The sequence below is a fragment of the Sanguibacter hominis ATCC BAA-789 genome (genome assembly GCF_012396185.1).
Taxonomy (GTDB): Bacteria; Actinomycetota; Actinomycetes; order Actinomycetales; family Cellulomonadaceae; genus Flavimobilis; species Flavimobilis hominis.
Genome location: NZ_JAAXOW010000003.1, coordinates 345,002 through 357,042, shown reverse-complemented (window position 1 = coordinate 357,042; position 12,041 = coordinate 345,002). Strand labels below are relative to the sequence as shown.

General features: G+C 70.2%; 12 protein-coding genes. 5 read left to right on the top strand and 7 right to left on the bottom strand.

The window, feature by feature from the left end; translation table 11 throughout:
- Positions 1–79: 79 nt before the first annotated feature.
- Together HF995_RS11270 and HF995_RS11265 are read left to right on the top strand one after the other, a co-directional pair.
- Complete coding sequence (locus HF995_RS11270) at positions 80–2,290, top strand: coiled-coil domain-containing protein (RefSeq protein ID WP_168447886.1); 2,211 nt, start codon at positions 80–82, stop codon at positions 2,288–2,290.
- A complete protein-coding gene (locus tag HF995_RS11265) occupies positions 2,287–2,706 on the top strand; it encodes a hypothetical protein (protein WP_168447885.1) in 420 nt (139 codons plus the stop codon). The genes HF995_RS11270 and HF995_RS11265 overlap by 4 nt, the downstream gene beginning before the upstream one ends.
- A gap of 9 nt (positions 2,707–2,715) precedes the next feature.
- Here HF995_RS11265 and HF995_RS11260 read toward each other — a convergent pair whose 3' ends face one another.
- The 3 genes from HF995_RS11260 to HF995_RS11250 all read right to left on the bottom strand — a co-directional run bounded on the left by HF995_RS11260 (position 2,716) and on the right by HF995_RS11250 (position 4,675).
- Positions 2,716–3,531, bottom strand: a complete 816-nt coding sequence (locus HF995_RS11260) for an alpha/beta fold hydrolase (RefSeq protein ID WP_168447884.1) — start codon at positions 3,529–3,531, stop codon at positions 2,716–2,718.
- 75 nt (positions 3,532–3,606) lie between these two features.
- Entirely contained in the window at positions 3,607–4,377 is a 771-nt protein-coding gene (locus tag HF995_RS11255; RefSeq protein WP_168447883.1) for an alpha/beta hydrolase, read from the bottom strand.
- A 10-nt stretch (positions 4,378–4,387) separates the two neighbouring features.
- A complete protein-coding gene (locus HF995_RS11250; protein WP_168447882.1) occupies positions 4,388–4,675 on the bottom strand; it encodes an Rv1322 family protein in 288 nt (95 codons plus the stop codon).
- A gap of 140 nt (positions 4,676–4,815) precedes the next feature.
- Between HF995_RS11250 and HF995_RS11245 the strand changes: the two genes are divergently transcribed.
- Positions 4,816–5,772: an FKBP-type peptidyl-prolyl cis-trans isomerase gene (locus tag HF995_RS11245; protein ID WP_168447881.1), complete on the top strand. Its 957-nt coding sequence runs from the start codon at positions 4,816–4,818 to the stop codon at positions 5,770–5,772.
- Between the two features lie 140 nt (positions 5,773–5,912).
- On the top strand, positions 5,913–6,440 hold the full coding sequence (locus tag HF995_RS11240) for a phosphoribosyltransferase (RefSeq protein ID WP_168447880.1): 528 nt from the start codon (positions 5,913–5,915) through the stop codon (positions 6,438–6,440).
- Positions 6,441–6,531: 91 nt separating this feature from the next.
- Here the strand turns inward: HF995_RS11240 and nrdF are convergent, their stop codons facing one another.
- The 4 genes from nrdF to nrdH form a co-directional block, all read right to left on the bottom strand.
- Positions 6,532–7,512 (bottom strand): class 1b ribonucleoside-diphosphate reductase subunit beta, encoded by a 981-nt coding sequence (gene nrdF / locus HF995_RS11235; RefSeq protein ID WP_168447879.1) that lies wholly within the window; start codon positions 7,510–7,512, stop codon positions 6,532–6,534.
- A gap of 46 nt (positions 7,513–7,558) precedes the next feature.
- Positions 7,559–9,694 carry a class 1b ribonucleoside-diphosphate reductase subunit alpha gene (gene nrdE / locus HF995_RS11230; RefSeq protein ID WP_168447878.1) on the bottom strand — a complete coding sequence of 712 codons (2,136 nt, stop codon included), beginning with the start codon at positions 9,692–9,694 and terminating at the stop codon, positions 7,559–7,561.
- Positions 9,691–10,107: a class Ib ribonucleoside-diphosphate reductase assembly flavoprotein NrdI gene (gene nrdI / locus HF995_RS11225; RefSeq protein WP_168447877.1), complete on the bottom strand. Its 417-nt coding sequence runs from the start codon at positions 10,105–10,107 to the stop codon at positions 9,691–9,693. The genes nrdE and nrdI overlap by 4 nt, the downstream gene beginning before the upstream one ends.
- A 129-nt stretch (positions 10,108–10,236) precedes the next feature.
- Positions 10,237–10,482 (bottom strand): glutaredoxin-like protein NrdH, encoded by a 246-nt coding sequence (gene nrdH, locus HF995_RS11220; RefSeq protein WP_168447876.1) that lies wholly within the window; start codon positions 10,480–10,482, stop codon positions 10,237–10,239.
- 505 nt (positions 10,483–10,987) lie between these two features.
- On the opposite strand from nrdH, the gene HF995_RS11215 reads away from it, so the two are divergent.
- Positions 10,988–12,001: an acetylxylan esterase gene (locus tag HF995_RS11215; protein ID WP_168447875.1), complete on the top strand. Its 1,014-nt coding sequence runs from the start codon at positions 10,988–10,990 to the stop codon at positions 11,999–12,001.
- Positions 12,002–12,041 lie beyond the last annotated feature (40 nt).

Here is a 12,041-nt window from a genome sequence, read left to right as displayed (position 1 = left end):
CGCCTGTGCACCCACCGCTGACGTGGTGCGTCGCTCACGGGGACGGTTCCGACCGCCCCACGACTGCCGAGGTTCTCTCGTGACTGAAGATCGTCCCCTGTTCCCCGTCGTCATGCGTGGCTATGACCGTGCCCAGGTCGACGGTGAGGTCTCGCGCCTCCAGAAGCAGCTCGAGGGTGCCCGCGCCCAGGTCGCGCAGCTCGACGAGCGCACCCTCCAGATCAGCGGCGAGCTCTCCGAGGCGCAGCGTCAGCTCCGCGAGGCCGAGCGGCCCACGTACTCAGGGCTCGGCACCCGGATCGAGCAGCTCATGCGCTCCGCGGAGGAGCAGTCGTCGGACGTCCTCGCTCAGGCCAACGCGCAGGCCTCCGACGCCCTCGCTCGAGCCAAGCTCGCCGCGGGGCAGATCCGCGGCCGTGCCGAGAACGAGGTCGCCGAGCTGCTCGCGACCGCGCGCCGTGAGGCGGACGAGATGCGCGCGGCCGCCCAGACCGAGGCGGAGAGCACGATCACGAGCGCCCAGCGGCGCGCCGAGGAGATGGTCGGCTCGGCCGAGCGCGAGGCCGCCCGGATCCAGGGCGTCTCGCAGACCGAGGTCGCCGAGCGTCGCGCCACCGCCGAGCGTGAGATCGCGACGCTGCGCGCGACGACCGAGCGCGAGACGACCGAGCTGCGCATCACGACCGAGCGCGACGCCGCCGACCTGCAGGCGAAGACCGAGGCCGAGACGACCGAGCTGCGCGAGCAGACCGACCGCTACGTCGAGGACGTCCGCCAGACGGCGCACCTCGAGACGACGATGCTGCGCCAGCGCACCGAGAAGGAGGTCGCCGAGCTGCGTGCCGCGGCCGACACGGACACGACCGAGCTGCGCCAGCGCACGGCGAAGGAGGCCGCGGAGCTGCGTGCGACGACGGACGCCGAGGTCACGGAGCTGCGCGCCCGCGCGAAGGAGTACTCCGACTCGCTGCGAGAGTCCGCTGACCGGGAGACGACCGAGCTGCGCCAGCGCGTCGAGAAGGAGACGCACGCGCTGCGCACCGAGGCCGACCAGTACGCCGCGCTCACGCGGACGACTGCCGAGCGTGAGGTCCACGAGCTGCGCACGGCCGCACAGTCGGAGGTCGACGAGCTCCGCGCGACGGCTGCGACCGAGACGGCAGCCCTGCGCACGGAGGCCGAGCAGTACGCGTCGTCGGTCCGTGCCGCGGCCGAGCGCGACGCGACAGAGCTGCGCGAGTCCGCCCGCCTCGAGAGCACGACGCTGCGCGAGACCACGGTCCGCGAGACGACCGAGCTGCGCGAGACCACCGAGGCGGCCGCAGCCGCGCTGCGCGAGAAGACGAAGCGGGAGACGGACGAGCTCCGCGCGACGACCGACATCGAGGTCGAGCGGGCGCGTACGGACGCGACGCGCGAGGCCGCCGACATCATCGCCCAGGCACGCACCGAGTCGGCGGCGCAGCTCGAGCGGGCGCGCACCGCTCTCGCCGACACCGAGATCGAGATCGCGCAGCGTCGCGAGACCGCCGAGCGCGAGGAGGCCGACCGTCAGGCGGCCGCGCGCGCCGAGACCGAGCGGATGGTCAACGAGGCCGAAGCCCACGCTGCCGACGCCGAGCAGCGGGTCGTGCGCGCCGTCGAGCAGGCCGAGAAGGTGCGCCGCGAGACGGACGAGCACGCCAAGCAGCTCCTCTCGAACGCTCGCAAGAACGCCGACGCGGTCGTGTCGCAGGCACGCGAGCATGCGGAGAAGACCCTGTCGGACGCCGTCCTCGAGGCCGACCGCGAGCGCAGCGCCGCCCAGCGTCAGGTCGACGACCTCAACCGTCAGCGCGAAGCGATCACGACGTATCTCGACGAGCTCCGGTCCCTGCTCGGCGGCGACCCGATCCCGTCGCGCCGCACCCTGGAGAAGGCGTCGGCCGCCGAGGAGTCGTTCCGCGCTCAGCAGGCTGTCGAGCTCGACGAGATCGAGGCGACCGTGACCGAGTCCCCCGAGGAGGCTGTCGACACCGAGGTCCCCGCTGAGTCAGTAGGGTCGATGGAGTCTGCCGGCTCGAGCGCCTCCGCCGACTCGGTGACGTCTGCCGGGTCGGGCCCCTCTGCGGGCTCCGCTCCTTCGGCGCCCTCTCCCTCGGCGCCGTCTCCGGCGGACACGACCGAGGACGCCGACGCCGTCGCGGCGGAGTCGACCGACGTCGACGAGGTCGCTGACGAGGACGGCGACGAGGACGAGCCTGGCGACAAGGCCGCAGGCGCGGCCGAGGAGGGCTCGGCGTCCAAGTGACGACCGACGGCGACAAGGCCTGGGCCGAGCAGCGCCGCGAGCAGGCGCTCGCCCACGGCGAGCGTCTCGCTCAGGCGAAGGCCCAGGAGACTGTGCGCGCCCGTGCGCTCGTCGCCGCGTTCGTCGAGCGTGCGCAGGCCGCCGGCGTGCCAGCCGAGCCGCTCGTCGCGCGCGACTACAGCGGGCGCGGCCCGTTCCGGACCGACAAGCGTGGCTGGTACGTGCGCACCAACCGGACGGCCGCCGTCGGCGACGACGGCGAGTTCTACGTCCTCGTCGTCGAAGGCGGCCTCATGTCGCGGCTGCGCGGCGCGACACTCACACCGAGCGACCCGCCCCTCGTCCTGGGCGCAGGCGGGCGCGACGGAGAGTCGATCGCGCTGCGCGACGCGCTCGCCCGCGTCGCGCCCGAGTAGCGGCCCCGGTCAGACCCGGCGCATCAGCGCAGCGAGCGAGGAGGCGACCGGTTCGGGCGCCTCGATCGTCGTCATGTGCCCCGCACGCGGGACCACGACGAGCTCGGCGTCCTTCGCGGCGTCCACCATCTTCTGCGCCTCGTCGAGGGGCGACAGCTCGTCCTCCTCACCGACGACCACGAGCAGCGGGCCGTCGAACGCGGCGATCGCGTCGAGACGGTCGGGCCGCGGCGCCATCGCCCGCTGGCACCAGGCCACGCCCGCGGGCCCCTGGTCGCGGATCCACGCCTCGAGCCGCTCGACGAGGTCCTCGCGCTGCTCGCGGCTCGTCTGACCGAGGAGCGAGCGTCGCATCGACAGGACGGGCTCGACGTCGTGCTGCGACTCGAGCTCGTCGGCGATGCGCAGCCGGTTGTCCCGAGCAGCCTGCGGGTCCTCCCCCGCCTTCGTGTCGAGGAGCGCCGCACCTGCGACGAGCTCCGGGTGCCGCGCGAGGAGGCTCATGACGACGTACCCGCCCATCGAGAGCCCCGCGACGACGGCCCGGTCGACGCCGAGAGCGCGGAGGGTCGCGGCGACGGCGTCGCCGGACACGTCGATCGACGGCTCGTCAGGCGCGCCGAGCGTCGCCGCGACGTCGGACCCGGTCGGGGACTCGCCCATCCCAGGGAGGTCGAGCGCGATCACGTCGGGCTCCCCCGGCAGCAGGTCGACGACGTCGAGCCACATCCGCGAGTCGAGCGGGAACCCGTGCAGGAGCACGAGCGGCACGCCCGCGCCGGAGCGAAGGCGGTGGTGCGCGAGAAGTCCGTCACCGGTGATCATGAGGTGTCCTCCCAGGTAGGTGCCTGCCTCCGATGATGCTCGCCAGCGCCTCACCGCGCCAGAGGACGACGCCCGTCAGCGTTCGTCAGGCTGGTCCAGGTCCGCAGACTCGACCGCGCTGCCGTCCCACACGGTCGGCAGGGGCGCGTGGCCGGGCAGGACGTGGGCGACGATCTCGTCGAGGACGCGACGCACGGACGCCTCTCCCACCCACAGGTGCTTGGCACCGTCGACGCCGATGACCTCCGCCTGCGGCACTGCGGCGAAGCGCTCACGTGCCTCGTCAGGGCGCAGGTAGTCGTCGTGCTCAGGCACGAGCGCGACGAGCGGTCGCCCGAACTCGGCCCAGCGCGCGAGGTCCTCGTCGCCCGCCCGGCGCAACGGCGGCGACAGCAGGATCGCACCCTCGATCGCCGGGTCCGCCCCGTGGCAGAGCGCCAGCTCGGTGCCGAACGACCAGCCGACGAGCCACGGGCGCGGGAGCTCGCGGAACTCCGCGAGCTCGATCGCCGCGGCGACGTCGAAGCGCTCGGCGTCGCCGCCGTCGAACGTGCCCTCGCTCGTGCCACGAGGCGACGACGTGCCGCGCGTGTTGAAGCGCAGGACCGCGAGGTCGGCGAGCGCAGGCAGTCGCCAGGACGCCTTGCGCAGCACGTGCGAGTCCATGTAGCCGCCGTGGGTCGGCAGCGGGTGCAGCGTCACCAGCGTCGCGACAGGGTCGCGGTCGGCGGGGAGCGCGAGCTCGCCGACGAGCGTGAGGCCGTCGGCCGTGTGCAGCTCGATGTCCTCGCGGCGTGCCGGCAGGACGGTCGTGGAACGGATCTGGGTGTGGGTCGGCTCGTTCATCGTCTCGAGCCTAGCCGCGGTCCCAGCAGGCCGTGTGCCAGTGCCGGCGGGCCGCGAGCGCGGCCTCGGCGCCGAAGAGCGAGTCGTCGGCCCACGCGACCACGTGGGGGGTGCCTGCGGCGATCTCCTGCTGGCAGCCCGGGCAGCGGTACGTCTTGTCGTTGCCGCGCACCTTCTGCACGGTCCACGACTCGCCGCGCCGGGTCGCCGACGACCGGCCGCCGGTCGCCCGGTCGAGGTCGAGCTCACGGTGCGGCTCGCCCCAGGGACGACGGCGGGACGGACGTGCGGAGGGCATGTCTCCATGGTGCCACGCGGCGCCGTGCCCCCCTTCGACGGCCGGTCCCTGGCACGCGGGGCGCAGCGCCCTCCCAGGCGGACCGCGTAGGGTTGGCCACGATCTGATGCCCCCGAAGGCCCGACACCTAAGGAACCACATTGTCCCGCACCCTTCAGCGCCGCACCGCGATCCTCGCGGTCGCGAGCCTGCTCGTCCTCGCCGGCTGCTCCGACGACAGCGAGCCCTCCGCGCCGACGACGCCCGCGCCGACGTCGGGCTCCTCGGTCACGACCGCGGCGACCGCGTGCACGCCCGTCACCGACAGCTCGTCCAAGCTGATCGCGGCGACGACCATCGGCGGCGAGCTCGGCACCGCGCCGACCCTCAAGGTCGACCCCAAGCTCGAGGTCACCGCCGAGGAGATCGTCGTCGCGTGCAACGGCGACGGTCCCGCGATCGCGGAGGGCGACATCGTGTCCTACCTCGGCCGCGCCGTCTCGGTCGCCGACAGCACGGAGCTCGGTGTCACCGAGAACGTCGCGATGATGCAGGCGCTCAAGGGAGAGCTCGCGGAGGGTGGGCTCGCTGGCCTGAACGTCGGCACTCGCCTGGTCCTGGCGACGCCCAACGACGGCGCGCCGGCGGTCCAGGTCCTCGAGCTCGTCGCGAGCGTCCCGGGTGTCCCCGTCGTGACGGACAAGAAGGTCGGCGACGAGGGGCTCCCGACGGCGGACGCCCCTGCGGGCAAGAAGCCCACCATCACGATCCCCGAGGGCGGCGTCACGAGCGAGGGTGTCACGCGCGTGGTTCTCACCGAGGGTGACGGCGAGGTCCTGAAGACGACGGACAAGATCGCGGCCCACTACGTGGGGGTCAAGGGCTCTGACGGTGAGCAGTTCGACGCGTCGTGGGATCGCGGCGCGGAGCCGCTCGAGTTCGGCCTCGACGGGGTCGTCGCGGGTTGGACGCACGGACTGGCCGGGCTCAAGGTCGGCACGACGGTGCTCCTCGTGATCCCGCCCGCTTACGGGTACGGGCTGAGCGCTGGCAACGCGCTGCAGGCCGACACGCTCGTGTTCGTGGTCACGATCGAGAAGCTCGTCACCGAGGGCTGATCGACGTCCGGGACGGCCGGGGTGGACGGGTGCGGTGTCGCGCTCGTCCACCCCGGCCGTTCTGCTTACCTCGTGTGAGGGTCGTCGCACCGGGCCCTTCGCCGCACCGATCACTCTCGAGCGGGACGTATCGTGGACGGATGACGACCGAGCTTCCTGCCGACAGCCCCGTCCCCGCGAGCGAGCCCGAGCGGGAGGTGCTGACCTGGGAGAGGTTCGGCGTCGCCGCGCGTGAGCTGGCGCAGCAGGTCGTCGACTCGGGCTTCGAGCCCGAGGTCGTGGTCGCTGTCGCCCGCGGCGGCCTGCTTCCCGGCGGCGCCGTGGCGTACGCGCTCGGGACGAAGGGCGTGGGCACGCTCAACGTCGAGTTCTACACGGACATCGGCCAGACGCTCGCCGACCCTCGCGTCCTGCCCCCGCTCATGGACACGTCCGAGCTGCCGGGCCACCGCGTGCTCGTGGTCGACGACGTCGCGGACTCGGGCCGCACGCTCAAGCTCGTGATGGAGATGCTCGCGAAGCAGGGCGCCGAGGCGCGCTCGGCCGTGCTGTACTCGAAGCCGCGGTCGATCATCCGCCCCGACTACTCGTGGATGGACACGGACAAGTGGATCACGTTCCCCTGGTCCGACCGCCCCGCGATCGGCTCGGACCGCCCGGGCGACTGACCCTCCTGGGCCGCTGCTGAGCCCGCCCGCACAGACGACGAGAGCGCCGCACCCCTCGGGGTGCGGCGCTCTCGTCGTGAGGTGCCCGGGATCAGAAGTCCCAGTCCTCGTCCTCCGTGTTGACGGCCTTGCCGATGACGTACGACGAGCCGGACCCACTGAAGAAGTCGTGGTTCTCGTCGGCGTTGGGCGACAGGGCCGAGAGGATCGCCGGGTTGACGTTCGTCTCGTCCTTGGGGAACAGCCCCTCGTAGCCGAGGTTCATGAGGGCCTTGTTGGCGTTGTACCGCAGGAACTTCTTGACGTCCTCGGTGAGCCCGACGCCGTCGTACAGGTCCTGCGTGTACTGCACCTCGTTCTCGTAGAGCTCGAAGAGGAGCTCGAACGTGTAGGCCTTCATCTCGTCGCGCTCAGCCTGCGTGAGCTGCTCGAGGCCCTTCTGGTACTTGTAGCCGATGTAGTACCCGTGCACCGCCTCGTCACGGATGATCAGGCGGATGAGGTCAGCCGTGTTGGTGAGCTTGGCCCGGCTGGACCAGTACATCGGGAGGTAGAAGCCCGAGTAGAACAGGAACGACTCGAGCATCGTCGAGGCGACCTTGCGCTTGAGCGGCGAGTCTCCCCGGTAGTACTCGAGGACGATCTCGGCCTTGCGCTGGAGGTTGGGGTTCTCCTCCGACCAGCGGAACGCCTCGTCGATCTCCTGCGTCGAGATGAGCGTCGAGAAGATCGAGGAGTAGCTCTTCGCGTGGACCGACTCCATGAACGCGATGTTCGTGTAGACGGCCTCCTCGTGAGGGGTCAGCGCGTCCGGGATGAGGCTGACCGCGCCGACGGTGCCCTGGATCGTGTCGAGGAGCGTGAGCCCCGTGAACACGCGCGTCGTCAGGGTCTTCTCGGCCTCGGTGAGCGTCGCCCACGACTGGATGTCGTTGGACAGCGGGACCTTCTCCGGCAGCCAGAAGTTGCCGACAAGTCGGTCCCAGACCTCGAGGTCCTTGTCGTCCTCGATGCGGTTCCAGTTGATCGCCGTGACTCGGTCGATCAGCTTGATCTTCGGGCTGGGTGACATGCGTTCCTCGTTCGTTCGGGCAGGGTGTGCTGGGCTGGCGGTCGGGTCAGAGCATGCAGGAGACGCAGCCCTCGACCTCGGTCCCCTCGAGCGCCAGCTGGCGCAGGCGGATGTAGTAGATGGTCTTGATGCCCTTGCGCCACGCGTAGATCTGCGCCTTGTTGATGTCGCGCGTGGTGGCGGTGTCCTTGAAGAAGAGCGTCAGGGACAGGCCCTGGTCCACGTGCTGCGTCGCCGCGGCGTACGTGTCGATGATCTTCTCGTAGCCGATCTCGTAGGAGTCCTGGTAGTACTCCAGGTTCTCGTTCGTCATGTAGGGGGCCGGGTAGTAGACACGCCCGATCTTCCCCTCCTTGCGGATCTCGATCTTCGACGCGATCGGGTGGATCGAGGAGGTCGCGTTGTTGATGTAGGAGATCGAGCCGGTCGGCGGGACGGCCTGCAGGTTCTGGTTGTAGATGCCGTGCGCCATGACGGACGCCTTGAGCTCGCGCCAGTCGTCCTGCGTCGGGATCGCCACGCCGGCCTTCTCGAACAGCTCGCGGCCGCGCTCGGTGACAGGCACCCACTCCTGCTCGGTGTACTTGTCGAAGAACTCGCCCGTCGCGTACTTCGAGTCGGCGAAGCCCTCGAACGTCGTGCCGCGCTCGATCGCGATCCTGTTCGACGCGCGCAGCGCGTGGAACAGCACGGTCATGAAGTAGATGTTCGTGAAGTCGATGCCTTCCTCGGAGCCGTAGAAGACACGCTCGCGGGCGAGGTACCCGTGCAGGTTCATCTGTCCGAGGCCGATCGCGTGCGACTTGTCGTTGCCGTCCTCGACCGAGCGGACCGAGCTGATGTGGCTCTGGTCCGAGACGGACGTCAGGCCGCGGATCGCCGTCTCGATCGTGTGACCGAAGTCCGGGGAGTCCATGACCCTGGCGATGTTGAGCGAGCCGAGGTTGCAGGAGATGTCCTTGCCGATCACGTCGTACGACAGGTCCTCGTTGTACGTCGTCGGCGTGTTGACCTGGAGGATCTCCGAGCACAGGTTCGACATGTTGATCCGGCCCTTGATCGGGTTGGCCCGGTTCACCGTGTCCTCGAACACGATGTACGGGTAGCCCGACTCGAACTGGATCTCGGCGATCGTCTGGAAAAACTCGCGAGCGTTGATCTTCGTCTTGCGGATCCGCGAGTCCTCGACCATCTCGTGGTACTTCTCCGTGATGGAGATGTCCGCGAACGGGACACCGTAGACGCGCTCGACGTCGTACGGCGAGAAGAGGTACATGGCCTCGTTCTTGCGCGCGAGCTCGAACGTGATGTCGGGGACGACGACACCGAGCGAGAGGGTCTTGATGCGGATCTTCTCGTCGGCGTTCTCGCGCTTGGTGTCGAGGAACTTCATGATGTCCGGGTGGTGCGCCGAGAGGTACACCGCGCCGGCACCCTGGCGCGCGCCGAGCTGGTTGGCGTAGGAGAAGGAGTCCTCGAGGAGCTTCATCACGGGGATGATGCCCGAGGACTGGTTCTGGATCTGCTTGATCGGCGCGCCGGCCTCGCGGATGTTCGACAGCAGCAGGGCGACGCCGCCGCCTCGCTTGGAGAGCTGGAGCGAGGAGTTGATCGCACGCGCGATCGACTCCATGTTGTCCTCGATGCGCAGCAGGAAGCAGCTGACGAGCTCGCCGCGCTGCGCCTTGCCTGCGTTGAGGAACGTGGGGGTGGCCGGCTGGAAGCGACCCGCGAGGATCTCGTCGACGAGGCTCTCGGCGAGGGCCTCGTCGCCCTGCGCGAGCATGAGCGAGGTCATGACGACCCGGTCCTCGAAGCGCTCGAGGTAGCGCTTCCCGTCGAACGTCTTGAGCGTGTACGACGTGTAGTACTTGAACGCGCCGAGGAACGTCTCGAAGCGGTACTTCTTGGCGTACGCGCGGTCGTTGAGCGCGGAGATGAACTCGAACGAGTACTGGTCGAGCACCGCCTTCTCGTAGTACTCGTGCTCGACGAGGTAGTCGAGGCGCTCGCGCAGGTTGTGGAAGAAGACCGTGTTCTGGTTGACGTGCTGCAGGAAGTACGCGCGCGCCGCCTCACGGTCCTTGTCGAACTGGATCTCTCCGTTCGGGCCGTACAGGTTGAGCATCGCGTTGAGCGCGTGGAAGTCGAGCTCGTCGTCGTGGGCCGCCGGGACGGTCATGCCGAGATCCGTGACTGTCGTAGCCAAAACTGCCTCAATCCTTCGCGGACGCGCGTGACGTCCTCAGTGGTGCCCAAGAGCTCGAACCCGTAGAGGTACGGGACGTCGCACTTGGCGGAGATGATGGGACCGGCGATGCAGTACGCCTCGCCGAAGTTGGTGTTCCCCGCAGCGATCACGCCGCGCAGGAGCTTCCGGTTGTGCGGGTCGTTGAGGAACTTCACGACCTGCTTGGGGACGGCGCCGGAGTCCTTCCCGCCGCCGTACGTCGGGACCATCAGGACGTACGGCTCGTCGACGTGGAGCGGGGTCTGCCGGGGGTACAGCGGGATGCGCTGCGCCGGGAGGCCGAGCTTCTCGACGAACCGGTGGGTGTTCTCCGACGCGCTGGAGAAGTAGACGAGCGAGGACACGCTGCTCCCCTCCTGGGTGTCGCGCCAGCGGGAGTCCCGACCGACCGGCTCGACGGCTCTGTGGCGCCTGACGGTCAGGTGGCGTCCGCGACGCGCGCGCCCGGCCGGCGGGCCGGGCGCACCGGCGGGTCAGGCGACGGCGGTGGCCTTCTGGGCGGCGAGCGCCGCGATCTGGTCCGGGCGGAAGCCCGACCAGTGAGTGTCGTCGGCGACGACGACGGGGGCCTGCATGTAGCCGAGCGAGCGGACCATGTCGAGCGCCTCGGCGTCCTGGCTGATGTCGACGACCGTGTAGTCCAGGCCGCGCTTGTCGAGCGCGCGGTAGGTGGCGTCGCACTGCACGCATGCCGGCTTGCTGTAGACGGTGATGCTCATGTCACGTGTCCCCTCGGGTCGGATTGGCCCGCATACCAGCGGTGTGATGACGTTCGTGTGATTCAGGTCGGTCGTGCTCCTGCGGGCTTGTGGGCCTCGCGGCGACCGGACTGCGTCAACACTACACCTAGGGGTCGAGCAAAGCCACCACCCCTAGGTGTTGTGAATGACACGCATGTCATCCCACCACTCGCGGCCCGTGGACAACGGTGTGCATACCCTGTGGACCACCCCGACGGCCCCGGGCAGAGCCGATCCGGGCGGCGCCGGCTGCACCCGCGACGCGGGGCCTGCGAGCAGCGGTCGCGAGCCGCGACCACCCTCTGTCCTGAGTCTGCCCGCACCCTCTGACACCCGTGGACGACGCTCGTCCACAACCCGTGGACGAACACGCGTCACGCCGTCGTCGCAGACGCCGCGAGGGCCCTATCGTGGTCTGCGGTGGAGCCGGGCGACGACGCGCGGCGCAGACAGCCACCGACCCGCACGACGAACGAGGAGAGCGATGCCGCTCTACGACCTGTCACCCGACGAGCTCGTCTCGTACCGGCCCGAGGTGGCCGAGCCCGACGACTTCGACGCCTTCTGGCGCGAGACCATCGAGGCCGCGCGCGCCCACGCCACCCCCGTCGTCCGGACACCGGTCGACACCCCGCTCACGGCCGTGGACGTCGACGACGTGACGTTCCCCGGGTTCGACGGGCAGCCGGTCAAGGCGTGGCTCACGCTCCCCCGCGAGCGCAGCGGGCCGCTGCCCACCGTGGTCCACTACAACGGCTACGGCGGCGGCCGCGGCCTGCCGCACCAGCACCTGCTGTGGGCGGCCGCCGGCTACGCCTATCTGTTCATGGACACGCGCGGCCAGGGCTCCACGTGGGGTGACGGCGGGCACACGCCCGACCCGGTCGGCTCCGGGCCCGCTCACCCGGGCGTCATGACCCAGGGCGTCGAGGACCCGCACGACCACTACTACCGACGCCTGTTCACAGACGCGGTGCGTGCGGTCGACGCCGTCCGCACGTTCCCCGAGGTCGACGCCACCCGTGTCGCGGTCACGGGCGGCAGCCAGGGCGGCGGGACGGCGCTCGCCGTCGCCGGGCTCGTGCCGGACCTCTGGGCCGTCATGGCCGACGTCCCGTTCCTGTGCCACATCAGGCGTGCCGTCGGGCTCGTCGACTCCCACCCGTACGGTGAGATCACGAAGTTCCTGTCGATCAACCGAAACCTCGAGTCGGCCACGTTCCGCACGCTCTCCTACATCGACGGCGTGAACCACGCACGGCGCGCGACGGCACCGCTCCTCGCGTCGGTCGCGCTGCGGGACCCGATCTGCCCACCGTCGACGGTGTACGCGGCGTACAACCACTACGGCCGCCCGGGCTCGCGCGGCGCGAGCGACCGCACGATGGAGGTGTACCCGCACAACGAGCACGAGGGCGGCGGGGGCTTCCAGGAGGCACGTCAGCTCGAGTGGCTCGCGGCGCTCGCCGCACGGGACGCGGGCACGACGGCGCCGTGACGGGCGTCACGGCCGCGTGACGCGCGAGAGGGCTGCACCC